This is a genomic window from Lactiplantibacillus argentoratensis (assembly GCF_037290055.1).
Taxonomy (GTDB): Bacteria; Bacillota; Bacilli; order Lactobacillales; family Lactobacillaceae; genus Lactiplantibacillus; species Lactiplantibacillus plantarum.
Genome location: NZ_CP147647.1, coordinates 1,394,332 through 1,417,090 on the forward strand (window position 1 = coordinate 1,394,332; position 22,759 = coordinate 1,417,090).

Below are 22,759 nucleotides of genomic sequence, written 5' to 3' on the forward strand. Positions count from 1 at the left end.
GCGATTATGATGAAAAAATCGACGAAAGTAATTGCAATGATGATGATTGGCATTTTTCTATGTATGCTTGATACGACGGTTATGAATATTGCGTTGCCAGCAATTCAGACGAGACTAAATACTGATTTGACGCACCTGTCGTGGGCACTGAATATTTACACCGTCCTGTTTGCTAGTCTGGCGATTCCACTCGGTCGGTTAGCGGATGTCTGGGGACGCGGGCGGATGTACTTGATTGGACTCGGGCTCTTCGGTATTGGTTCACTAACTTCTGGCTTGAGTCTCAGTGTCGGGCTGCTGATTACTGGCCGAGCGATACAAAGTATTGGTGCAGCCATCGTCTTCCCGGCTAGTATGACGATTGGTATTCAGAGTGTTGCACTCAGCAGGCGCACGGGGGTCATTGCAAGCTTGGGCGTGATGCAAGGGCTAGCCGCGGCGTTAGGGCCAACCATTGGTGGTGCGGTCACTCAATTTTGGGGGTGGCGGGGAATTTTCCTGATTAACGTGCCTTTAGTTGCCGTCGCGTTGTGTGGTTGCATCGCCTGGCTATCATGGCGGCACCCTAGTCATGGTCAAGCAAAACTAGACCTCGGTGGGAGTGCCTTAGTGATGACGACCTTATTGGCATTGACGTTGGTCCTGGTTAAAGGTAATGACTGGGGATGGACAAGTCGCATAGTCCTGAGCCTGGGCGTCACTAGTGCGCTAACATTGATTGCCTTTGTCTGGATGGAGGCCCACGTCTCAGCGCCGATGGTCCCATTAGCCCTATTTAAAGACCGACAGTTTAACGGTGCGGCGTTAGCGACCGTGTTATCAGGGGTCTTTATGGTGGGACTATTAGTCTTGATGCCGAGTTTCTTCACGAAAGTTCAAAGTAAGACGGAATTGATGGCGGCGATTATGATTACGCCCGCTTCAATGATGATTTTTATTTTTTCACCAATCAGTGGTTTCTTGTTAGCAAAGCTTGGTGCGCGGCGCGTGATCTTTAGTGGTAGTCTCGCAATGGCTACGGGTTATGGGGTACTTAGCCTGATGAGTCCTAGTCAGTACTGGCAGTTTGCATTAGCGGCGTTACTGGTTGGTGCGGGCTACGGCACGATTATTGGGCCAATTACGGTATTAGCGGCCGGTGATTTTACCGGTGAGTTACTGACAGCGTCACAAAGTGTGATTGGCGTGTTTCGGCAAATTGGCACATCGTTGGCCGTAGCCATTTTTGTGTCAGCTTTAGCCGCTAATTTGACAACGGCTAAGACACAGATACGAACGTATGCAACGACGACGGTCACTACTTTATCAATTCCTAAGCAAGCCAAACGTGATACGTTACGCGTGGTTGACCACCAATTAGCAACTGAGCAAACCGCGCAAATGGTCCACGAGCCAATCACGGCGGCTAAGGCCCGCCGGTTGGTTGCTGCCAATTATATGCAAGTGTTAAAAGCACGGTCATTGCAGTCCGCTCCAGTGCGTATCAAAGCTCAAATTCATCAGCTGGTGGCCCAAAAGGTTCACAGTCAAGTTAAACATACTAACCAGCGAATAAGGACTGCTGCATCAGCGATTAAGGCCAAACCCAAAATTGAGTTAACTGCTGCGTTTATGCGCCCCTACCAAGTCGCTTGGCCATTCACGCTATTGCTAATGATGACGACCTGGTGTTTTGCGGGACGGGAGCGGAAAAGTGGCAAGCCGAGTTAAGTCACGTTGATGGGGATGGACTTCACGCACGTTTGAATAGCTGAGCCGGGAGGGCCGCGAAGGCGATCGCCATCACTGGCTTTGGAACTTGCCATCGAACTTAGCTTTGCGAGCATGTGAGACGCTTATGCTATAATAAGGGCCAAAGGGGGTAGTCTTGATGAAAGAAAAACAAGTGTTTCATATCAATGGCTATATTGGTCTAGTGTTAGCGATCGCATTTGTGTTAGTTGGCGGTTGGCTGGTTTGGGCCGGTGCGACTGGCGATCATTTTGCGAGTATCTTTTTGGGCGCATTGTTAATTATTATTGCGGCCTTTGGGGCTAGTTCGCTAACAATTGTGGGCCCCAACGAGGCGCGCGTGTTAACATTTTTTGGTAAGTATATCGGGACAATTCGTGATTCCGGGCTGTTTATGACCGTTCCGTTAACCAGTAAGTTTTCCATTTCACTGCGGGTCCGCAATTTTAACAGTGCCATTTTAAAAGTTAATGACCTCCGGGGAAATCCCGTGGAAATTGCGGCCGTTATCGTGTTTAAAGTTGTTGATACCAGTATGGCACTCTTTGCAGTGGATGATTATGAACAATTTGTTGAGATTCAAAGTGAATCAGCGGTGCGGCACGTGGCCTCTGAATATCCATATGATACGTTTGATGACGACAAGAAGATTACGCTGCGGAGTAATCCAACCGAAGTTTCTGACCGGTTAACGGAAGAACTTCAAGAACGGCTAAATGTTGCGGGGGTCGAGATCGTTGAGACACGCTTAACGCATCTCGCATACGCGACTGAAATCGCCAGTGCGATGTTACAACGCCAACAATCTTCGGCAATTCTATCTGCTCGCAAGGTCATCGTGGAAGGGGCCGTTTCAATTACAGAAGACACGATCGCCCGTTTAGAGAAAGATACGGGGATGCAGCTATCAGACGATAAGAAACTGCAACTGATCAATAACATGATGGTCACCATTATTTCGGAGCGGGGTACGCAGCCGATTGTGAATACTTCGGAAGTTAAGTAGGAACGTTGATATAACAATAATCAAAGTTGTAGCAGTAACATAAAAGGCGCTCATTTGCTGAGCGCCTTTTATACTACAGTTAAGTTCAAACAGTAACAAAAATTGACATCATGACCCGCTAATCTTTTAAAAAGATGCTCTTTTGGGGATGCCTTCAATGGGTCAAATCGTAGCTGGAACACTCTTTATGAATTGCTAGGTTTACTTTCCAACACTGCTCATGGCAATTAGGCCATACCAACCGTGGGCAAACATTCTATTTGTAGAAGTTGTTAAGTTGGCAATTAACTGATCTTGTTCAGATGAGAAATGGTATTGTTTAGCGACAGCCATCACTTGAAGTTGACCGATTAATTCATTGATTGCGTCGGGTATTTGTTGATAACGCTTAGTAACTGAATCTGGTTGGTTGATAGTTGCATAGGCTTGGCTAATTAATTTTCTGATTTCAACTTTTTCAATTGGAACTGAAGTGTTTAGCTGTTCTAAAAGCTGATTAACAGTTGTTAAACGCGCTAATTTCTGTTGCTGTTTCATCATTGAATCCCCCAGTGTAGTGTTTAGTTTAAACAAATGAATTAGTTATAGTGATATAAATTTCACGTCACCACTATATAGGCTAACATACAAATGAATACTGTACTGCATCAGCAATTTAGTTTTTATGTTAATTTAGTTGTCCGTTTAGATAGGCTTTGCCAATAATAATAATTAACCCTATTATGATTAATAATAAACTAACATAATTAAGTGGACGACTTTTGCTCTGATAGTGAGTGAACCAGCCATACTTGATCCGGGTGTTAAAGACATTGATGATGAGGCCAATGCCAGTGATGAGGCCGCCAATTGCGATAATGAAATCCATTTGTAATACCTCCATTTAGTTTAAGCAATTTAGATGTAATGACTGCAGTAAATATTGATGCTGAACAATCTCGATGTTTGGCAACAGACATTAGTTTTTGGTATGACGAATTGTCAAATCAAGCGCAACTTTTTGCCGAAGAAAACTTCACTTGGACTTTTCCATCCCAAGACCTTGCGTGGACGGTTATTTAAATCTGTGACGAATGCGATAATCTCTTGGTCATTTAAATCGTTCAAATCAGTTCCTTTGGGGAAATATTCACGAATTAAACCGTTAGTATTTTCATTGGTTCCACGTTGTTGTGGTGCGTGTGGATCTGGAAAAAATACCGGTATTTCTAAAGTGTCAATGACGTCTTGATAATTGGCAAACTCAGTTCCACGATCAGGTGTAAGTGTCTTTACCCGTTCCGGTGTGACGCTATTTAATAAGTCCATCATAGCTTGTGCCACGGGTTTAGCTGCGACTTTACTTACCCGTTCCGCTAATAAATACCGTGATTTACGGTCTACCAGCGTCACCAGCGCTGAACGTCCGGTTTTACCACGCACTGTGTCACCTTCCCAGTGACCAAACCGAGTTCTATTTTCAGCCGAAAGTGGGCGGTCGTGGATTGAAGGTACATCGTTAAAACGACCACGCCGTTCCTTGATAGTTCCCTTAACTTTGCGCGTTTTACCTCGATGTCTTAATTGGCGGGCGAATCCACGGGCACCATGACTTTTACGCTTTTCACCAAGATTATTCAAAGCAATTCCACGATAAATTGTGTTGTAACTGATTTTCCAGTTACTATGCTCAAAATTTAGCCGTCCTGCGATTTGTTCTGGGGACCATTTACGATGGACGATACAATTAATGACAAATGCCCGGATATCAGTTTGCGATAAGATCCGTGGCCGTCGACTTTTCAAACGTTGACGCTCATAATTTAGTTGCGCATTAACTGCGGAATATTTAGAACGACCACCATTCCGGCTAACTTCCCGTGAAATAGTCGCTTTAGAACAACCGATGCGTTGGGCAATGGCCTGGTAAGACTGTTTTAAAGTTAGCCCAACTAGTAGGCATTCACGGTCATTTAAGGTAAGATGATGATATAGGCTCATAGTCTGAGTCCTCCTTGTAAGTAAGTTGTGGTGACTATATTTTACAAGGACTCAGGCTGTGAGTCTTCTTTTTGATCATTTGTTGCACTTCAATTGTAAATTCGTCATTTAAAAAATAGGTCATTCTGAATTTAATATCAGTAGTTTAAGATTATCAATATAAATATTATGAACAGCATAATTCTCAGTATAAATAAAACTGGCAATCATTGCTATTATTAGAAATACCGTTGGCTGTTCAATACAGGTTCAGTGAAATAAAGACGATCAATCTTCCGGAAAATCAAATTCAGGTATATAATGTTTCATACGTAAAACATTATATAGGAGACTGTTATGTTAGACAAAATCATTTATAAAAACTTATTTAGTAAAGCGTTCGATATTACTATTGAAGTCACTTATTGGGATGGGCAAATTGAACGGTATGGTACCGGCATGCCAGCTGTTAAAGTTCGATTAAATAAAGAAATCCCAATTAAGCTATTAACTAATCAGCCAACATTGGTTTTAGGTGAAGCATACATGAATGGGGATATTGAAGTAGACGGGAGCATTCAGGAATTAATTGCCTCTGCTTACCACCAAAAAGACAGTTTTTTGACACATAATTCATTTTTGAAACACTTGCCAAAATTATCACATTCCGAAAAAAGCAGCACAAAAGATATTCAAAGTCATTATGATATCGGCAATGATTTTTATAAACTATGGTTAGATGATACCATGACCTACTCTTGTGCGTACTTTGAACATGACGATGATACTTTAAAACAGGCACAACTCAATAAAGTGAGACATATTTTAAATAAGCTGGCAACCCAGCCTGGTAAAAGATTATTGGATGTTGGGAGTGGTTGGGGAACATTATTATTTATGGCCGCGGATGAGTTTGGGTTAGATGCAACGGGTATTACTTTAAGTCAAGAACAGTATGATTATACACAAGCGCAAATCAAGCAACGTCATTTGGAGGAAAAAGTGCATGTGCAGTTAAAGGACTATCGAGAAGTCACTGGCCAATTTGATTATGTCACCTCGGTAGGTATGTTTGAACATGTTGGTAAAGAAAATCTAGGGTTATACTTTAATAAAATTCAAGCGTTCTTAGTTCCAGGAGGCCGAGCTTTAATTCATGGCATTACAGGTCAACATGAAGGTGCCGGCGTTGATCCATTTATTAACCAATATATTTTCCCAGGGGGCTATATCCCAAATGTTGCTGAGAATCTCAAACATATTATGGCTGCTAAGTTACAATTTTCAGACATTGAACCCTTGCGGCGCCATTACCAAAAGACGTTAGAAATCTGGTATCACAATTATCAGCAGGTCGAACAACAGGTCGTCAAGAATTATGGGGAACGATTTGACCGCATGTGGCAATTATATTTACAGGCATGTGCAGCTGCTTTTGAGGCCGGAAATATCGATGTTATTCAATATCTATTAGTGAAAGCTCCGAGTGGAACTGGCCTTCCGATGACTCGCCATTATATTTATGATTGATCTTGTCGGTTCTGCGGTAGTCGTATCGAAATATAGCTCCACAATAAACATGTAGTTTCATTGATCCCTCATAAAAACATGAGGGATTTTTTATGAGGGATCTGGAATGATAGACAAGGGCAACCATTCCAGACTTGTTCAGTATTAGGCTGGAATCGATAGGCATAGAAAAGATTTCGGGCCTCTGTGCATCTTGGTGGCTATCATGTTGTCAGGGCGTTATAGTGACAATTGAGGAGGGGATCTTATGTTGAGCACCAAGAAGAATCATGTATTACGGTACTTATTTATTATAGTTGGTATGATGATCGCGTTTTTAGGTTGTGGCGTGATTCAAGTTTCAGCACATGGCTTTGTGACGAACCCGGGTGGCAGAGCTTATCTGGGGAGTACTTGGTATCCAGGTGGGCCTTTGAATACCAATATTGGTTCGGTTATGTATGAACCACAGAGTATTGAAGCGCCCCAAAATACATTTATTGATGGCAAAATTGCCAGTGCCGGTATTGCTAACTTTGCACCATTGGACGAGCAAAATGCCAAACGGTGGTATAAGACACCTGTGAAGGCCGGCAATCTTAGTGTGACTTGGCAGTTAACTGCCAAGTCATAAAACTAGTACTTGGGATTACTATATTACCGAGCCTGGCTGGAATCCAAACGCACCACTTAAGTTTAGTGATTTCAAGAAGATAGCTAGTTATAATGACAATGGTGCCATCCCTAGTGAATTTGTAACCCATCAAGTCAATATTTCTGCTAATGAAAAAGGCTATCAAGTGTTACTCAGTGTTTGGAATATAGCAGATACTGGTAATGCGTTCTATCAAGTCTCAGATATTGACGTACAGTAATTAGATGAGGCCTAAATTTACTTTGAGGTGATTTTAGACTATAAAAGTTGTCTTTGAGATATCGTAAAGGTCTTACTGGCGTTTATTGGCTAGTAAGACCTTTGTAAATGTGCTTTAAGGATTCATAGAAGCGAATGGCGATGACCGGTCTTTACTGATTAGTGAAGAACAGGTTGCTATTGTAAATTAGTGGTAATAATTAAGCGGATGCCGGGAATCAGATTTGCGATTACAGCTTGGCAGCTGGCATTTTAGCATTAAGGAGTACGCGCAGGAGCATCCCCTCAATGCAAGTTAGTTGAACCAAGGTGGCTCAAATTTGTGATTCAATAGGTGACTGTCAGTTGCGCTCATGTGACTACAGTACCAAGTCGTTAGTGATCCATCCGGGTAATTTCAGGCTCAGTTATTAGATACTCATTGATATGAGCGAGAAAGTTCTGGAAGTGCGGTGTTTTATTATGGAAATCCACGGCGGCTTGGTCTTGCCAGTGCTCAATAATCTCGTAGTCATGGTCATGACCTAGTTGTTTGAAGTGGCCGTAGAAACTGTTACCGGGTTCTTGTGATGAATTGACCACTAGCTCATGAATAAAGGCTTCATACTGAGTGGTTAACTCAGGCTTGACGTGTAGTGCGACATTAATGACTTTCATTGAATACTCCCCCTGTTGTTCGTGCTTGCGGACTGATAACCTACTCGGTGATGCCGATAAAGCCGCCAAAGCATTGAAGCGACTAGTCGTCACCATCTTACTGTAATAGTTTTACAAAAAGAATATTCTGATTATATCGTACGAGACCAGGATTGTACAATGAAAACAGGTATCAATTATGCAACTGCATCTGATTAATTACTCATTTATCAAGGCCGATTGGTGCGGGCGAAAATTTAAACGAATTAGGCGGTATATCGGGGTATCAGTGACCTGTACGATTATCATTTTTTAGTAATAATAACCAGCAGATGTATATTTATGGATTTGTCATTCAAGACGCGGTATATTAACAATGTTAAATACTAATTCCTAGGGGGTGGACAATAATGAGTAAAGTTTATACGGATGTGTTCAACATCAAGCATACGGATTGTACGGTAGTCGATACCATTAACGAATTTAGTCGAATTTTTATTATCCAGGATAAACACGGCTCACGGTTTACGTGTCTCAAAGATGATGCCCGCCCAGCTAAAAAGGGTAGTGGCCATTGGACGAGTGCCAGTCCGGAAGATGCGCCACAAGATTACGCTGTGCCGTATCGTTCAAGAAAACGACAACGTAGAACGCTTTAAATAGTTGATTGGTAATCAGTGCCTATACACGGGGGCCTGGCGGTGACAACACCAGTTAAGCCGTGTTAAAACTTTAATACAATAAGATAACGGTCCCATCAGTAACAATGACTGATGGGATCGTTATTTGAATTGTGATTATATTTAATTTAATAATGCGACGCCTAATGTCAAATAAGTTGCAAAACAGATCCAGACCAAGTAGGGGACCATCAAAATTGCGGCTAGCCGACTACTGCGATAGAACTGTAATATGCAAAGTAAGACGACTAAATCAAGCACAATGATAATGACTAAGCCCCACCAATAAGCCGACTGGCTGAAAAAGATGATGCTCCAAATAAAGTTTAGTAACAGCTGGATACCAAACAGGGTGGCGTCCATGAGGCGGTCACGGTGTGTCGTAGCCTGCTGGAAAACTAAGTAACCAGCAATCGCAATCAGCGCATATAGGATCGGCCAAACGATGCCAAAGAGGCCATCTGGTGGTGATAGTACTGGCAAGTTGAGCCCATTGTAAACGGCCTTAATGTCTCCCGCGAGCCATGCCGACAGACTACCGATTGCTTCGACGACCACAATGAAAATGAGCAGATGAAGCCAATTGAATTTAGGGCGTTCTTTGATCATTGATTTTTCCCTCCTTCTATTAGTCGTCTAATCAGGGTCGTCAATTGTGTTAATGACTGTCACGTTGACTTCCGCTTTTTGTACGACGTACGCGGTTGTTGAGCCTAGCAAAATTCGAGAAACCGCGTTGGTGCCGGATTTGCCCATGACGATTAGATCAATTGCATATTTTTTGGGAATATCAGTTGCAATGCTAGCTTTTGGTGAACTATTAACTTGAATTGGTAGGGATTCGACTTGTGCTGCCGAAGCCATTTGCTGACCACGATCCAGAATGTCCTGACTATTATCTTTTGCGACTTTTAGAAGGTTTGTATATAGCGTTCCCCCGTAAGCTGCAGGACTATACGCATTCAGTCGTGTAATATCAATAACATTGACCAGAAATAATTTAGATTTAAACGTCTGGGCTAGTTTGACCGCATGTTTTAAAGCCATGTAGGCATTATCAGAGCCATCAAGCGGGACTAGAATATTTTGATACATCCTCAGGACCTCCTAAATGAAATGATGTTATTTATTATACTAATGATAACATTCACATAATTAGTGCGTCTATTAATATGATTAACTGCCAGCGCTTAGTCACAAAAGGCGCAACCATTATGGGCCGCTTAGCCAATAAAAGTTGCGCCTAGTTAAATTATTGCCAACGATTTGAGCGTGACGGCAACACCATTAAGATGAAGAACCAAATGGTCCCAATTATTGGAACTAAGTCAATTAAAATCCACCATGCAGTGTGATCACTGTCATGCAATCGCCGAAACTTCAACGAGAGCGTTCCTAACCAAACGATTAATGCGATGAGTTTACTCATCGTATTAACACTCAGATCGCTCCAATTGTAAATATCCTCGATGGGGTGTCCCATAATCATCTGAATAATTGCAATGATAATACCACCAAGAATGTAGTTAATGATAACGGGCCACCAGTACTCAGAGCGTGTTGCTGTACCCGAAAAGTTTAAAAGATTGTCCCAAAATTTGCGATAAGCAGATGCCATCGTAATCCCCCCAATAAAGTTATGATGTGAACATTATTATTTTTTCCCTGTGTTAATTGGGATTAATTAATAACTATGTTTAACTATAATCAAAAAGTTAATAGTAAGCAATCAATATGTTGATTATATTAATAAAAAATACGTCGTTATTCGATGACTGTTGGTACGATCAATTCGAAGCGGTCTGTCAAATAGGTCAATTCAATTGGCAGTTTAACCGCTGGGTCGCCGTCAATACGTGTCGTCACGGCTTGACCAGTTGCACTCGTAATTCGTGCACTGGTTGCCGTTAGCTGTGTAATGGCCTTGGAGTTTTGCAAGTTCCCCGTTAGTGCGAACCAAATATATGGAATTACTTGCCGCCAGCCAATGTTGTTAAGTAGACTAATATGCATTTTTCCTGGAGCAGACGCGCTATAGACGTGCCCACCGACTGATTTGGTCGTTGTAATCAAACAGAACCATGTTTTTAAGGTGTGGCTTCCTTCGTGTTTGAATTGATATCGAATTGGCAGTGACTTATTGTGACCAATATGGCAAATAGCACGGTAAAGATAGCTTAATTTACCGAATCGCTGCTTTTCAGATTGTCGAACTTCATTGGAAATGTCAGCCAAATTACCGAATGTCAGTGAACTCACGACTGCCCGGCGTTGATTACAAACTAGCATGCCGACTGCTTGGGTCGCCGGCTGAGTACAAATTAGTTCGATGGCCGCTTGGGGGTCAGTTGGTAATTGGTAGCGGGTGGCAAAATTATTAACCGTTCCCATGGGAATAACGCCGATACGAATATGTGCTTCAGCTTGGATTGTGGCTGTCATTGCAACGTTCAGTGTGCCATCTCCACCAATAATAATTAGTGCTGACAGTTGAGGAAGCGTTTGCTTAATTAACGCAATTGCCCGGGGGATTCCTGGTGTTGTCAGTAATTGAGACTCAATGCCGTGGTTCGATAGCGCTTGCGCGGTTTGATGGGCGACGGTTGCCGCTTGCCCATTACCCGCTTGTCCGTTATAGAAAATGCCGTAAGTTGTTGCCATGACAATCACCTCTTGATTAAAAAATTAAGTTTATTCATCGCTTATTTAGTAAGCTTTTGATAGTCTCAGTATAGCTTGAACACTGGTTTGACTGGAAATGATATGCATCATTACTGAATTAGTCGGGTCAATGAGCATTTTGATTGCTCAATATAAATATTATAGTTATGATGATTTTAATCACACAATATCGGGATGGAGCGTGTTCACAATGGGATGGATAGGTGTTGCGATATTAGGACTAACAATAGGTATCGTTGCAAATGCAGTAGGCGCACATGGTCGGCGTCAAACGACAATTAATTTAATCGCAGGCTTATTCGGTGCACTTGGTGGCCAGCTGTCTTTTGGATGGTTCGGGCCAACAGTTGCTGGAATGACGTTGTTGCCAGTCGTGAGCGGGGCGATGATACTTATTGTGATCGGAACCGTTGCTGCCCAGGCGCTTCAGCCGCAGTAATTGTGATTAGGCATAAAAGGATTTGTTGAAGTAGCACTTGTTAGCGTTATCAAAAGATGGAGGTGTCCGTAATGGCTAAAATTAAACGACAGACCCCTGGTTTTTGGGGTAAATTGTCACTATTGATTGCAATTGGGCAATTAGGATTGACTGTGTTTCGAGAAGTGCGGCAGTTCAAACACCGCCGCTAAAAAGGGGATGACAGCATGCATTGGTTATGGGTAATGATTGTTGGCGCGGCGGTTGGTGCTTTTGCAGGTGCTATCATGAGCCCCAGTCAATCGCGGGGTTGGATCGGTCACATTATTGCTGGCGTTCTTGGGGCGCTCATTGGTGAAGGTGTGCTGGGGCCGATGGGGCCTGAGTTAGCCGGAATGACTGTGATACCAGCCGCAATCGGTGCAATTGCCGTTGTCCTGATAATGATGTTCGTGGTTCAGTGGGCACGGGTTCGACGGTCAAAACACAATTGAACAGTGCCAATTGACAGCCTGGCTGTTACGCTCGGCATCAAAAAATGTTAAACATCACCCTAAACAGCCCCACAGGTGACTTCGAGGTACTAGCTTACTCGAAGTTGTTTTTGTGTGCGCCGATGGGGGCTCTCATTTGAAGTGGCGTAATCATAAAAAACGGATGGTGATTTTGATCACCATCCGTTTGCGCCGTGCCCACGACAAATTTTAATCGTCAGATTTCTTCTTCATTTTATCCTTAGCTTCATCCACGACGCCCTTAACAGTTTCTTCTGCGTCAGCTAATTTGTCCTTAGCTTTGCCCATTAAGGATTGTGTTTTGCCCTGGGCTTCACGTGCACGGTCCCCGGTTACTTTACCTTCGACTTCTTTGGCCTTGCCGCTCAACTGGTCCTTCTTGCTATCGAACTTCTTGTTAACATCACTCATAAAAAGCGCCTCCTAATATAAGAATTAACCTTAGTTTGCGATAAGTGATGACAAAACGCAACCAATATGCACAATGCTCATAACCACTCGGTCAGAAAGGCAATCAGTAGGGCAGCAAAGTTGATCAGCCAAATTTGTTGTCGCTGGGGGAGCATGATTGTCGGATGATGTGTCAAAACGATCGTATTCAACAAAACCATTAAAATAATCAGGGCGCTGAGCCCGTAATTTGTAGCGATCAACAGATGGTTGCTGGCAATGCCGGCCCAATGAGTCAGGGCAAAAATCAAGTTTAAAAAACACGCAATTAGGATACTATGGCGTAGATACTTTAACGTGGTCATCAATGGTAACCTCCCTTAGAAATAATCATGCTGATGGTTTCTAAGAAAAAATACACCATTGCCAGGTTAACGGCGTGCACCAAGTTTTATTTGGATAGTAACGGAACTAAGCGCATTTTGACCAGTCCGAAAGCCGCATCACATCAATAATGGTTGCCCCCAAAAACGGATAGGGGGTGTGATTTATAGGTTTAAATCAGTATCGTAATTCAACGGTGACATATCGGTGCTTTTGGTAATCAGGTCAGCGGCGAGAACTTGCATTGCGCTCAAGGTCTGGTCAGCGGCTTTTTGATTAGCCGTGGTCAGTGCCGTCGCAAGTTCGTCGCCAGTCAAAGCGGCGACTTGCTGATCCGTGACAATAATGTGGTGACCAAGTTGAATCGCCAATTCCTTTTGTACTGTTTGTAATTCCCCGTGTAGTTCATGGTAGTGGGCGTCGACTAGGATACCGACGTGCTTGAAAATCCAGTATGCCGAAGCCGCATCGTATTTTTCAGTCGCAACTTGATAAGCTGCTGGAGTGGTCGTAGCACCGGCATAGAACGGAACGTAGACACTTTCAGCGGCTACGCCCATCGCCAACCAGTGAATCCCGCTCAGCGTGACGGGAAAGTCCGGCCGCAATTGTAAGACGTGTGATTCTTGCGTCTTCGCCAGACTGATTGGCCGGTACTGATGCTTCTCCGTAGCGGTCCCCTGGCCGACGGGGTCAAACGGCGTGCCTTGATAATGAGATGCTAAGTAAGCTTCGACTTGGTCGATGTGAATTAAGCCATCCGCTCGCTGAATGAATGGTAAGTCAAACGACTCGGGGGTCTGGCTCACACTTGGTGTAAAGCACTTTTGTCCATACCAAACACGCGGCGTATTGTAATATCGATCAGAAAGGTCGGCCGTACCGAAGACTTCTCGGAAATTCAAGCCATTATCCATGGAAGCTAACTGATTGTCTAAGACAAAATTACGAATGTTTTTAGCATAAAGATAATTATCATGGTCACTAAAGTCGATTTCTTGGATTGCCAGCTGGTTAGCAACCACTGCGTAGGCATCGTCTGGGATGCGTTGTGCGACCCAGTAATGACCAGCACCAGTTTCCATGTACCAAACTTCATTGACATCACTGAAAAGAATCCCGTTAGTCTCATAAGTGCCGTGTTCTTCAATAATGTGTCCGAGACGTTCAACACCTTCGCGAGCAGAATGAATGTATGGTAAGGTGACCGTCACCATGGCTTCTTCGCCGATACCATCTTTGACATAGGGGTCGGCAGCTAGCACGCGGGTGTTACAGTACGCACTCTCGGTGGCACTCATCGCTACGCCGTATTCGTTAATACCATCCTCTTCAAATAGGCCGTATTCGGCTGTCCATTCAGGGGTGGCCGTGTATTTGGCACGAATCTTTGGCAAGGTCATCGTAAAGGGGTGGCTTTGATCCTGAGATTTGAAAGTTTGTGGTTCATCGAATTCACGGTGCGTGTGGATGACCATCTTTTTCGCCCAAGCGGCGCGTGAATCTTCATTACGGCCAATCATGGTCGAACCATCTGCACTGGCGTTCTTACCCACTAAGATACTAGTGCAGGCGGAATAGGGGTTAAATTGGTGGGTCAACATTTGGAGCCTTCTTTCTCCACGCGACATAATTGAGTGCCGTATCGTGGCATAATCATTTTTGTTAAATTAATTTTAGCATGTTTGCTCGTGAATGGGGATTTTCAGTTTGCACGACTACGCCAAGTGAATCATTGCCGTCAAACTGCCAGCTATGGGCAACGTACTATTAAGTTAGCAATGTCGTGGCTTGCAAAATGGAAAAGATTAAAGTAAGATTAAAACATTCAAAAATAGTGAATTAAGAATAGGAGCGTGGCCTCATGCCAATCGTACACATTGATCTCATTGCTGGTCGTTCACAAGAACAACTTAAAAACTTGGTGAAAGACGTGACTGACGCGGTCAGCAAGAATACCGGTGCACCAGCCGAACACATTCACGTGATTTTAAGTGAAATGCAGAAAAATCGCTACAGTGTTGGTGGTGTCTTAAAGAGCGACGAAGAAGCAGAATAGGTTGTTCATTGCCGGACCAGTCGAATTTGACGTGGCCGGCTTTTTTTAAAGTTGAGAAGGTAGGTTAGACTGTGAACGAACAAATAAAGACGGATGCATTAAATTCGGCGCACCATTTGATGGTGGGGGGCGTCGATACATTGACCCTTGCCAAGACGTATCAGACGCCGCTATATGTTTATGATACCGGTGCGATTCGTGCCGAGATCGCGGCGTTCAAGCAGGTGTTTGAAGAAAACCACGTTAACTATCAAATCAGTTATGCCAGTAAGGCGTTTGCAACGGTCGCGATGTATCAATTGATTGCCCAAGAACACATCCACTGTGATGTGGTTTCCGGTGGTGAACTGTATACCGCCCAACAAGCAGACTTTCCAATGGCTGCCGTTTCGTTTCACGGTAATAATAAGTCGCTGGCTGAGTTGACCATGGCCTTGGATGCCGGGGTCGGAACCATCGTGGTCGACAATTTCGATGAACTAAGCCAACTGACGACGTTGACGGCACAGCGGCAACAGTTAACGACGATTATGTTGCGAATCGCCCCCGGAATTTCAGCGCATACGCATGACTATATTTCAACTGGTCAGGCCGATTCCAAGTTTGGTTTTGATCTGAACAGCGGCCAAGCGGACCAGGCTATCAGAGCTGCGCAAGCCGCTCCCTATTTGAAGCTAGTTGGGATCCATTGTCATATTGGATCACAGATCTTTGAACTGAACGGTTTTGAGATGATTGTCGACAAACTCGTGAGTGAGTTTGCCCGCTGGCAACGGGAACTTGATTTTTACCCCCAAATCATGAATGTCGGGGGTGGCTTTGGTGTGAAGTACACTGCCGAGGATCATCCGCTACAGCCAACGGATTTTGTCGATGCGATTGTTAAGGAGACCCTTGCTCAAACTGCGGCCCACCAAGTTCCCATGTTAGAAATCTGGATTGAACCGGGACGCTCGTTAGTCGCAGCTGCTGGGACGACCCTGTACACGATTGGCGATGAGAAGGATATCCCAGGCATTCGGAAGTATCTGTCGGTCGATGGCGGGATGGGTGACAATATCCGTCCAGCACTATACCAAGCGAGGTATGAAGCAGTCTTAGCCAAGGATCCGACCCTGCCAGCTGAACAGGTTGCCTCGATTGCTGGTAAGTACTGTGAATCAGGCGATATGTTGATTTGGAATCAACAGTTGCCGGCCACCAAAGCGGGTGACGTCTTGGCCGTTTTAGATACCGGCGCATACGGCTATTCAATGGCTAGCAATTATAATCGTAATCCGCGACCTGCCGTTGTCTTTTGTGAACAGGGGCATAGCCAACTCGTGGTGCAACGTGAAAGTTACGCCGACTTGACGCGCTTAGATCTCCCGTTATCAGTGCCGGAAAAAACCAAGTAGCGTGCGTGATCGATTAGCATTTCAGGAGTCCGGCTCTTGAAATGCTTTTTTAAATTCGACGAAGTTCGCGGTACGTATGTAACGGTTATTGTCGAGCGGCTTGGGCAACACTCGGCTGGGATCAGTGCTAAAATGGGCAATATAAGTGGATTGGTTACGGACTGCTGATCGTATGGAAGGTTTCAGTAAAACTGGAATGATTGCCCCGGCGTCCGCCCGTTGTTTAGAAACTCACCTGCAAGTGATGCGGTTGAATGAAAGCAAAATGGGTGCTTTCAGCGGCTTATGTGCATGTGAGGCCTAATTTTTTTGTTAAATCTATCCGCTTTGCTTGCGTTAGGCGTGTGGTTTGTTAAAATTTGATAGTTAAAGTCTTCGACGGTGACGATGGTCAATAAGGTCCCAATAGAAAATTAACGATTTAAATAACCGGTGGGGGAGTTGTTAAAATGTTCAAAAAATGGCTAACTTGGCCAGTATTCTATGAACTGACAGAAATTTATACGGCACCACTTAATATTATGTGGTTTGTGCTCGGCAGTGCCATTGCACAGTATCACCTGGGTACGGTCAACTGGCTTAACGTGGCCTTGTGTTTGGTTAGCGTGTTTATTTTTGATTTAGCCGTCAACGTCTCTGATAACTATTATGATTATCGCCATGCCCGTGATCGGGAAGGCTATGCACAGAAGACGAATCCAATCGGCCGCTTGCAGTTACCCGTCGCGGGTGTCGGGCGCCTAGCATTGGGACTGTACCTGATCTCACTGATTCCCGGTATTTGGCTTGTCATGCGGACCGGGTGGCTAGTACTCGTCCTGGGGCTGGTTGGCTATGTGATTGGTATTTTTTACACGGCTGGTCCTTATCCAATCAACGCGACCCCGCTGTGTGAGACGGTCGTGGCGTTAGCAATTGCTTTTTTAATCGAATTGACTTGTGTGGTCGTATCGACGTATGGACAGCATCCGTTGACCTGGTCGATCGTTGGGACGACTTTCTTACTATGCTTACCACTGACGCTGATTTTCTTTTGTCTCCAGCTGGCGAATAATACGGCGGACCGTGATGAAGATATTCTGAATCATCGCTACACCTTGGCCTACTATCTTGGGAAGCCGGGGTCGGTCCGTCTGATTCAGGCGTTCTTGATTATCGGTGGGATTTGGCCACTTGTGAACGTCTTGTTGGGACTGGCACCAATCGTTACGATTTGGGTCGTCCTCCTGCTGCCAATCATGTGGCAAGGTATGCGGCCGTTCTTTGATGTGCAAGATAAAAAGAAGACGTTCATTACGACGGTCAAAAGTGCGTCACTGTTCTTCATCCTCTACCCAGTGTTATTCGTTTTGGGAACTTGGTTGTAACGAATTGGTAAAGCTCACTAAATTTTTAGCACTTATCGTGGTTATTTTTATAAAAGTGGACTATATTATTACCAGTTTATAAAATAGGGGTAAGCAGGATGGAAGCAGAACAGCGACAGCAGCGAAGAATTGCGGTGTATCACTTAATTGTCACACTTTTGACACTCTGGTCGGCAGTTAACGTGATCCTATTATCGTTTCATATCGGTGATTGGCACGTTGAAAACCGCATCAGTAACGGCTTATTAGTCGTGTTTGCGGTGGACTACTTTGTGCGCCTGATTCGTTCTCGAGATCGGAAGACCTTTCTCATTCATTCGGCGTTCGATTTGATGGGGATTATTCCCATGCACCCGGTGTTTGCACTCTTTCGGCTGGGACGCTTGGCACGGATGATCCAATACCACCACTTGTTTTGGAAGCTTGGACTGGATGGTAAGTGGACGCACGATTTTCACCGCTTTATTTATAGTACTGGGTTTATTTACCTGTTCTCGATCAGTATTGCGATTATCGTACTCAGTGCGTTGCTCTTTTCTGTTTTTGAGCATCAAAGCCTATCAGATTCACTGTGGTGGGCCATCACGACGGCGACGACCGTGGGTTATGGTGACGACACGCCCCATACCGCCGTTGGCAAAGTCATTGCGGTCGGGCTGATGTTCGGTGGGATCGGTTTTATTGGTTTGTTAACAAGTACGATTACTGACTTCTTTACCACGCAAGCGAATCAGAATGTAACGATCGATGAACCACAACATGATGACGACTTGCGACAATTGCTGACTAAAATCGATACGCTGACGACTAAGGTCGACCATTTACAAAATCAAGTCAAGCGTTTAGAAAAATCGGGCAATAAAAAACATTGAATTTCCGGACCGTTGTGGTGCTCTTTTTAGGCCGCAGCGGTCCGTTTTGCTATGCTATAATAACGGTAACAAATGCGAAACGGTGGTGGTAGGATGGGACAAGCAATAACCCGGTGGGTCTGGCTGCTCGCCCCAATTGTGACCCGTCAGTCAACGTTTAAAATTCACGTGGGGGATTTACAGCGGCATCCAGTGCCATTACGTGCCGCACAGTGGTATCAATTTGAGCAGTCACGAACAAAGCGAATCTGTTCAGCACCAATCACAACGACCCAGTATGCGGCTGTTGCGCGTTTAGCGACTCAGAAGCTCAAAGCCGGCCAAGCGGGGATGTTGTCAGCACCCCAACAGCCCGTGATGACCCGGGGGACGACGATTACGTTCACCATGTAAAGCGGGGGTGATGAAAGCGACTTACTGCAAGATTAGTTACTGTAAAGATACTTTGTGAATGGCGCTTAACAGTTGGGAGCGCGGTACCGGCGTGTTATATTCAAGTTATTCAAATTGTCGTGAGGTCGCGAATTCGCGAGGAAGTGATTTTTCGATGAAAGCACGCTACCAGTTACAAGCTAAGTACGACAGTCTCAGACCGTTAACGCGTTGCCACGTGTTGGTGACGATCATTGCGAGTCTAACGGGTTGGCTGACCGGATACCAATTAGTGCGGGCCGCCACGGTGCCGACGATGATGCAAACTTACCGTCGTTGGTCCGTACCGGAAGTCAATCAAGAAAGTTTGTGTTTACTAGCAGTAACGACCGTCTTAGGGCTAGTCTGTTGGGGCCTAGCCGCATACTTAAATAAGTGAGGCCAACTAAACAAAACGATTGTTGTCTGACCCTTGAAGGGGGCGGGTGATAATCTTTTTTTGTGTCGCATATGGGGCATTGAACGATGCTGTTCACGGTGGGAGCCCTTTATTCGTCTCAGACGTACACTTATTGTGACGTGAACTTCGCGAGTAGTCGGTGAGTTGAGTAAAATGATTGCGACTAGCAAATCAAATTTCAGGGCGGGAGCGTCATTTAAAATGATGCCAGTTTTTTGATCTGTTGATGGCAATTAGTTGTATGAGACGGTGATTGATTTTGTTAATTTATATCTTATTAATTAAAAATATAATTGGCGTTAAAACCAGCCCTATGCCGGTAAAAGTGGGTATTTATAACCGACTGTGCGGGCAAAAAGACTTGCATATAAATTAAAGAATGATTAAAATAAGTCTTATTAAATTAATGGAGGTATGCGAATGATTAGTCAAAACCATCGTTTAGATCAGCAACTCATTGAACGTGAGGACCAGTATATGGCGACGGCTGCACGAATCAACTACTATGATTTGGTTATTGATCATGCGCATGGGGCCCTGCTTACCGACGTCGATGGGAATCAGTACATCGATTTGTTGGCAAGTGCTTCGGCCATTAACGTGGGTCACACGCACCCCCACGTGGTTAAAGCCATTCAGGAACAGGCGGCCAAGTTGATTCATTACACGCCTGCATATTTTCATCATCAGCCAGAACAACAATTGGCTGAGCGGCTGGCAAAATCAGCTCCGGGTACCGACAATGAAGTCGCATTTGGCAATTCTGGTTCGGATGCTAATGATGCCATCATCAAATTTGCGCGGGCTTATACTGACCGACAATACATAGTCGCCTATACGGATGCTTATCATGGGTCAACGTACGGCTCAATGTCACTCTCAGGAGTTAGCCTGAACATGGTCCGTAAGATGGGACCGTTACTACCTGGCATCGTGCACGTGCCGTATCCTGACTGTTACCGTACCTTGCCGCATGAGACGGAACATGAACTCGCATTACGGTACTTTGAAGCGTTCAAAGCGCCGTTTGATTCCTATTTACCGGCGGAAGAAACGGCGTGTGTCATTATTGAACCGATTCAAGGCGACGGCGGAATCCGGAAAGCGCCAGCAGAATATGTTCAATTAGTTTATGATTTTTGTCACCAGCACGGTATCCTATTTGCCGTCGATGAGGTCAATCAAGGGATGGGACGAACCGGGAAGATGTGGAGCATTCAAAACTTTCCCGGCATCCGACCGGACTTGATGTCCGTTGGCAAATCACTGGCTTCGGGGTTACCGTTGAGTGCGGTGATTGGGCGCCGCGAAGTGATGGAGAGTCTGGCAGCGCCGGCGCACGTCTTCACGACCGCAGCAAATCCGGTTTGCTGTGCGGCGGCGTTGGCGACAATCGACGTTTTAGAAGATGAACAGTTGGTTACCCGTTCCAGCAACTATGGTCGTTACGCTAAAGAACAGTTCTTAGCGCTTCAGCAGCGCCATCCTAAAATCGGGCAGGTGCGGATGTACGGGCTGAACGGCGGCATTGAACTGGTGAAGGGCCAACAGAGTAAGCAACCCGATCCGGAGTTTGCCAGTGACGTCATATACGCTGCTTTTGAACGGGGCGTGGTCATGATTACGCTCAAAGGAAATATTTTACGGTTCCAACCACCATTAGTAATTACCAAATCACAGCTAGATACCGCATTAGCCGTGTTAGATGAAGCACTGACTGCCGCAGAACAGAGGCTGGTCAAACGGCCTCGAGGTAAGATTGGTTGGTAAAACGAGGAGGATTTTAATGCAACGGTTATTAAAACGATTAACTTTAAAGGAAGATCCGAGCATTTATGAAGATAAGGATTCCCACTTAGCGCGGGTATTAACGGTCAAGGACTTCTTGGCCTTAGGCGTGGGGACGATTGTTTCAACGTCCATATTTACATTACCAGGGGTGGTGGCCGCGAATCACGCGGGCCCCGCAGTGGTCTTTTCGTTCATCGTCGCAGCAATTGTTGCTGGATTAGTTGCGTTTGCGTACGCTGAGATGGCGGCAGCAATGCCGTTTGCCGGTTCCGCTTATTCGTGGATCAACGTGATGTTTGGCGAGTTTTTTGGTTGGATTGCGGGTTGGGCGTTGCTTGCCGAGTACTTTATCGCACTGGCGTTTGTCGGTTCAGGGTTGTCCGCCAATTTGCGGGGGCTCTTGTCACCATTAGGACTAACGCTGCCGAAAGCGTTGTCGAATACGTTCGGGACTGATGGTGGCGTGGTCGACCTGATTGCCGTCTTGGTGATTGCGCTGGTCTCGTTATTACTCTCACGTGGGATTAGTAAAGCCTCCCGAGTCGAAAATGTGTTAGTCGTGTTGAAAGTGTTAGCCGTGCTCACGTTTATCGTGGTGGGTGCGACGGCGATCCATGTACAAAACTATGTCCCATTCATTCCTAAGTATCATTTGAACGCTGATGGTAGTGCATTTGGCGGTTGGCAAGGGATTTATGCCGGGGTATCGATGATTTTTCTAGCTTATATTGGCTTTGATTCGATCGCCGCTAATTCAGCGGAAGCAAAGAATCCTGGCAAGACGATGCCCCGAGGAATTCTGGGTTCACTGGTCATTGCGGTGGTGCTCTTTGTGGCGGTTGCTTTGGTCTTAGTCGGTATGTTCAAATATTCATCATATGCCAATAACGCCGAACCAGTTGGCTGGGCATTACGGCAAGCCGGTCACCCGATCGTTGCCAGTGTTATCCAGGCTATTGCTGTACTAGGGATGTTCACAGCATTGATTGGGATGACTTTAGCGGGCTCACGGTTGATTTATTCCTTTGGACGTGATGGGATGTTACCTAAGTGGCTTGGTAAGTTACATCATAATCAGCCTAACAACGCACTACTCGTCTTAACGATCGTCGCGATCATTATTGGGGCGTTTTGCCCGTTTGCGTTTCTGGCACAATTGATTTCCGCGGGGACCCTGATTGCTTTCATGTTCGTCTCTCTGGGAATCTATGCTTTGCGGCGGCGTGAAGGCGTCGATATCGCGGTACCAGCTTTCAAGATGCCGTTTTACCCAGTTCTACCAGCCGTCGCTTTTCTCGGCGCACTATTCGTCTTCATGGGTTTGGATATCCAGGCGAAATTATACGCGGGCGTGTGGTTCATCGTTGGCTTAGTGATCTACTTTAGCTATGGCATGCGTCATTCGTATTTGGCGGAAAAACGGCAGTCTGAGACTGATACTGCAGGCGCATCCGCTTCAAAGGTGGCCGATGCGACCGTCGAAGAGCGGGACTGATTTTGGTCCGCTGCGTTGGTGCGGACGTCTGAGCCCACTAACGCCAAACTAAATAGTTAAAAATAGCTAAATACGGCACTTCCAGATGGGTCTTGATTCTGGAAGTGCCGTATTTAATTGGTGATTAAAAGCGGGTATCGCGTCCGTTAATCGACGGTGGTG

25 protein-coding genes and 1 pseudogene are annotated in these 22,759 nt (G+C 45.2%); 15 read left to right on the top strand and 11 right to left on the bottom strand.

All coding sequences use genetic code 11. The features are described 5' to 3' along the window. Nucleotides 1–6: 6 nt before the first annotated feature. Complete coding sequence (locus V7R88_RS06490; protein ID WP_057717374.1) at nt 7–1,710, top strand: MFS transporter; 1,704 nt, start codon at nt 7–9, stop codon at nt 1,708–1,710. Between the two features lie 160 nt (nt 1,711–1,870). Continuing rightward, nucleotides 1,871–2,737 (top strand): SPFH domain-containing protein, encoded by an 867-nt coding sequence (locus tag V7R88_RS06495; RefSeq protein ID WP_011101510.1) that lies wholly within the window; start codon nt 1,871–1,873, stop codon nt 2,735–2,737. Between the two features lie 201 nt (nt 2,738–2,938). On the opposite strand, the gene V7R88_RS06500 is transcribed toward V7R88_RS06495, so the two are convergent. The 3 genes from V7R88_RS06500 to V7R88_RS06510 form a co-directional block, all read right to left on the bottom strand. Then, the gene (locus tag V7R88_RS06500; protein ID WP_057717375.1) at nt 2,939–3,277 is read right to left on the bottom strand and encodes a hypothetical protein; all 339 of its coding nucleotides are present in this window, start codon (nt 3,275–3,277) and stop codon (nt 2,939–2,941) included. A 127-nt stretch (nt 3,278–3,404) separates the two neighbouring features. Next, entirely contained in the window at nt 3,405–3,605 is a 201-nt protein-coding gene (locus V7R88_RS06505) for a hypothetical protein (protein ID WP_003645107.1), read from the bottom strand. 113 nt (nt 3,606–3,718) lie between these two features. Then, nucleotides 3,719–4,717, bottom strand: a complete 999-nt coding sequence (locus V7R88_RS06510) for an IS30 family transposase (protein WP_016527164.1) — start codon at nt 4,715–4,717, stop codon at nt 3,719–3,721. Between the two features lie 336 nt (nt 4,718–5,053). Here V7R88_RS06510 and V7R88_RS06515 point away from each other — a divergent pair, with 336 nt between their 5' ends. Next, entirely contained in the window at nt 5,054–6,226 is a 1,173-nt protein-coding gene (locus V7R88_RS06515) for an SAM-dependent methyltransferase (RefSeq protein ID WP_057717306.1), read from the top strand. 247 nt (nt 6,227–6,473) lie between these two features. Beyond that, nucleotides 6,474–7,080, top strand: a pseudogene (locus tag V7R88_RS06520) (lytic polysaccharide monooxygenase). 374 nt (nt 7,081–7,454) lie between these two features. Here V7R88_RS06520 and V7R88_RS06525 read toward each other — a convergent pair. After that, nucleotides 7,455–7,736 (bottom strand): putative quinol monooxygenase, encoded by a 282-nt coding sequence (locus V7R88_RS06525; RefSeq protein ID WP_054399202.1) that lies wholly within the window; start codon nt 7,734–7,736, stop codon nt 7,455–7,457. 389 nt (nt 7,737–8,125) lie between these two features. Between V7R88_RS06525 and V7R88_RS06530 the strand changes: the two genes are divergently transcribed. Next, nucleotides 8,126–8,374, top strand: a complete 249-nt coding sequence (locus tag V7R88_RS06530; RefSeq protein WP_003640439.1) for a hypothetical protein — start codon at nt 8,126–8,128, stop codon at nt 8,372–8,374. A 144-nt stretch (nt 8,375–8,518) separates the two neighbouring features. Here V7R88_RS06530 and V7R88_RS06535 read toward each other — a convergent pair whose 3' ends face one another. The 4 genes from V7R88_RS06535 to V7R88_RS06550 all read right to left on the bottom strand — a co-directional run bounded on the left by V7R88_RS06535 (nt 8,519) and on the right by V7R88_RS06550 (nt 11,056). Next, on the bottom strand, nt 8,519–9,004 hold the full coding sequence (locus V7R88_RS06535; protein ID WP_003644344.1) for a TspO/MBR family protein: 486 nt from the start codon (nt 9,002–9,004) through the stop codon (nt 8,519–8,521). Between the two features lie 27 nt (nt 9,005–9,031). Further along, entirely contained in the window at nt 9,032–9,490 is a 459-nt protein-coding gene (locus V7R88_RS06540) for a universal stress protein (RefSeq protein WP_003644345.1), read from the bottom strand. A 157-nt stretch (nt 9,491–9,647) separates the two neighbouring features. Then, entirely contained in the window at nt 9,648–10,013 is a 366-nt protein-coding gene (locus tag V7R88_RS06545) for a DUF805 domain-containing protein (protein ID WP_003640442.1), read from the bottom strand. Nucleotides 10,014–10,159: 146 nt separating this feature from the next. Further along, nucleotides 10,160–11,056, bottom strand: a complete 897-nt coding sequence (locus V7R88_RS06550; RefSeq protein WP_054399200.1) for a diacylglycerol/lipid kinase family protein — start codon at nt 11,054–11,056, stop codon at nt 10,160–10,162. A 130-nt stretch (nt 11,057–11,186) separates the two neighbouring features. Between V7R88_RS06550 and V7R88_RS06555 the strand changes: the two genes are divergently transcribed. After that, entirely contained in the window at nt 11,187–11,516 is a 330-nt protein-coding gene (locus V7R88_RS06555; RefSeq protein ID WP_225588454.1) for a hypothetical protein, read from the top strand. 206 nt (nt 11,517–11,722) lie between these two features. After that, nucleotides 11,723–11,989 (top strand): GlsB/YeaQ/YmgE family stress response membrane protein, encoded by a 267-nt coding sequence (locus tag V7R88_RS06560; RefSeq protein ID WP_003640446.1) that lies wholly within the window; start codon nt 11,723–11,725, stop codon nt 11,987–11,989. A gap of 210 nt (nt 11,990–12,199) precedes the next feature. On the opposite strand, the gene V7R88_RS06565 is transcribed toward V7R88_RS06560, so the two are convergent. The 3 genes from V7R88_RS06565 to V7R88_RS06575 all read right to left on the bottom strand — a co-directional run bounded on the left by V7R88_RS06565 (nt 12,200) and on the right by V7R88_RS06575 (nt 14,388). Further along, nucleotides 12,200–12,421: a CsbD family protein gene (locus V7R88_RS06565; protein WP_003640447.1), complete on the bottom strand. Its 222-nt coding sequence runs from the start codon at nt 12,419–12,421 to the stop codon at nt 12,200–12,202. 77 nt (nt 12,422–12,498) lie between these two features. Next, nucleotides 12,499–12,765, bottom strand: coding sequence for a hypothetical protein (locus V7R88_RS06570; RefSeq protein ID WP_054399198.1), 267 nt, complete (start codon nt 12,763–12,765; stop codon nt 12,499–12,501). 183 nt (nt 12,766–12,948) lie between these two features. After that, nucleotides 12,949–14,388, bottom strand: coding sequence for a C69 family dipeptidase (locus tag V7R88_RS06575; protein ID WP_054399196.1), 1,440 nt, complete (start codon nt 14,386–14,388; stop codon nt 12,949–12,951). 260 nt (nt 14,389–14,648) lie between these two features. On the opposite strand from V7R88_RS06575, the gene V7R88_RS06580 reads away from it, so the two are divergent. From V7R88_RS06580 to V7R88_RS06615, 8 genes are all read left to right on the top strand, one after another. Continuing rightward, the gene (locus V7R88_RS06580; RefSeq protein ID WP_003638693.1) at nt 14,649–14,843 is read left to right on the top strand and encodes a 2-hydroxymuconate tautomerase; all 195 of its coding nucleotides are present in this window, start codon (nt 14,649–14,651) and stop codon (nt 14,841–14,843) included. Between the two features lie 71 nt (nt 14,844–14,914). Beyond that, on the top strand, nt 14,915–16,240 hold the full coding sequence (lysA, locus tag V7R88_RS06585; RefSeq protein WP_057717305.1) for a diaminopimelate decarboxylase: 1,326 nt from the start codon (nt 14,915–14,917) through the stop codon (nt 16,238–16,240). Between the two features lie 449 nt (nt 16,241–16,689). Then, on the top strand, nt 16,690–17,607 hold the full coding sequence (locus V7R88_RS06590) for a prenyltransferase (RefSeq protein ID WP_054399191.1): 918 nt from the start codon (nt 16,690–16,692) through the stop codon (nt 17,605–17,607). A 98-nt stretch (nt 17,608–17,705) separates the two neighbouring features. Next, on the top strand, nt 17,706–18,479 hold the full coding sequence (locus V7R88_RS06595; RefSeq protein WP_054399188.1) for a potassium channel family protein: 774 nt from the start codon (nt 17,706–17,708) through the stop codon (nt 18,477–18,479). Nucleotides 18,480–18,572: 93 nt separating this feature from the next. Next, the gene (locus V7R88_RS06600; RefSeq protein WP_054399186.1) at nt 18,573–18,872 is read left to right on the top strand and encodes a hypothetical protein; all 300 of its coding nucleotides are present in this window, start codon (nt 18,573–18,575) and stop codon (nt 18,870–18,872) included. A gap of 154 nt (nt 18,873–19,026) precedes the next feature. Further along, a complete protein-coding gene (locus tag V7R88_RS06605) occupies nt 19,027–19,290 on the top strand; it encodes a hypothetical protein (protein ID WP_054399184.1) in 264 nt (87 codons plus the stop codon). A gap of 441 nt (nt 19,291–19,731) precedes the next feature. Then, nucleotides 19,732–21,081: an aspartate aminotransferase family protein gene (locus tag V7R88_RS06610; RefSeq protein ID WP_080392704.1), complete on the top strand. Its 1,350-nt coding sequence runs from the start codon at nt 19,732–19,734 to the stop codon at nt 21,079–21,081. Between the two features lie 16 nt (nt 21,082–21,097). Further along, the gene (locus tag V7R88_RS06615) at nt 21,098–22,597 is read left to right on the top strand and encodes an APC family permease (protein WP_054399180.1); all 1,500 of its coding nucleotides are present in this window, start codon (nt 21,098–21,100) and stop codon (nt 22,595–22,597) included. The last annotated feature ends 162 nt before the right edge of the window (nt 22,598–22,759 follow it).

Coding starts and splice junctions, on each gene's coding strand:
- V7R88_RS06605 (WP_054399184.1), top strand. CDS start 19,027: ATGAAAGCACGCTACCAGTTACAAGCTAAGTACGACAGTCTCAGACCG.
- V7R88_RS06600 (WP_054399186.1), top strand. CDS start 18,573: ATGGGACAAGCAATAACCCGGTGGGTCTGGCTGCTCGCCCCAATTGTG.
- V7R88_RS06575 (WP_054399196.1), bottom strand. CDS start 14,388: ATGTTGACCCACCAATTTAACCCCTATTCCGCCTGCACTAGTATCTTA.
- V7R88_RS06505 (WP_003645107.1), bottom strand. CDS start 3,605: ATGGATTTCATTATCGCAATTGGCGGCCTCATCACTGGCATTGGCCTC.
- V7R88_RS06530 (WP_003640439.1), top strand. CDS start 8,126: ATGAGTAAAGTTTATACGGATGTGTTCAACATCAAGCATACGGATTGT.
- V7R88_RS06540 (WP_003644345.1), bottom strand. CDS start 9,490: ATGTATCAAAATATTCTAGTCCCGCTTGATGGCTCTGATAATGCCTAC.
- V7R88_RS06570 (WP_054399198.1), bottom strand. CDS start 12,765: ATGACCACGTTAAAGTATCTACGCCATAGTATCCTAATTGCGTGTTTT.
- V7R88_RS06550 (WP_054399200.1), bottom strand. CDS start 11,056: ATGGCAACAACTTACGGCATTTTCTATAACGGACAAGCGGGTAATGGG.
- V7R88_RS06500 (WP_057717375.1), bottom strand. CDS start 3,277: ATGATGAAACAGCAACAGAAATTAGCGCGTTTAACAACTGTTAATCAG.
- V7R88_RS06580 (WP_003638693.1), top strand. CDS start 14,649: ATGCCAATCGTACACATTGATCTCATTGCTGGTCGTTCACAAGAACAA.
- V7R88_RS06610 (WP_080392704.1), top strand. CDS start 19,732: ATGATTAGTCAAAACCATCGTTTAGATCAGCAACTCATTGAACGTGAG.
- V7R88_RS06490 (WP_057717374.1), top strand. CDS start 7: ATGATGAAAAAATCGACGAAAGTAATTGCAATGATGATGATTGGCATT.
- V7R88_RS06565 (WP_003640447.1), bottom strand. CDS start 12,421: ATGAGTGATGTTAACAAGAAGTTCGATAGCAAGAAGGACCAGTTGAGC.
- V7R88_RS06595 (WP_054399188.1), top strand. CDS start 17,706: ATGGAAGCAGAACAGCGACAGCAGCGAAGAATTGCGGTGTATCACTTA.
- V7R88_RS06525 (WP_054399202.1), bottom strand. CDS start 7,736: ATGAAAGTCATTAATGTCGCACTACACGTCAAGCCTGAGTTAACCACT.
- V7R88_RS06615 (WP_054399180.1), top strand. CDS start 21,098: ATGCAACGGTTATTAAAACGATTAACTTTAAAGGAAGATCCGAGCATT.
- V7R88_RS06560 (WP_003640446.1), top strand. CDS start 11,723: ATGCATTGGTTATGGGTAATGATTGTTGGCGCGGCGGTTGGTGCTTTT.
- V7R88_RS06535 (WP_003644344.1), bottom strand. CDS start 9,004: ATGATCAAAGAACGCCCTAAATTCAATTGGCTTCATCTGCTCATTTTC.
- V7R88_RS06495 (WP_011101510.1), top strand. CDS start 1,871: ATGAAAGAAAAACAAGTGTTTCATATCAATGGCTATATTGGTCTAGTG.
- V7R88_RS06515 (WP_057717306.1), top strand. CDS start 5,054: ATGTTAGACAAAATCATTTATAAAAACTTATTTAGTAAAGCGTTCGAT.
- V7R88_RS06510 (WP_016527164.1), bottom strand. CDS start 4,717: ATGAGCCTATATCATCATCTTACCTTAAATGACCGTGAATGCCTACTA.
- V7R88_RS06545 (WP_003640442.1), bottom strand. CDS start 10,013: ATGGCATCTGCTTATCGCAAATTTTGGGACAATCTTTTAAACTTTTCG.
- V7R88_RS06590 (WP_054399191.1), top strand. CDS start 16,690: ATGTTCAAAAAATGGCTAACTTGGCCAGTATTCTATGAACTGACAGAA.
- V7R88_RS06555 (WP_225588454.1), top strand. CDS start 11,187: ATGAGCATTTTGATTGCTCAATATAAATATTATAGTTATGATGATTTT.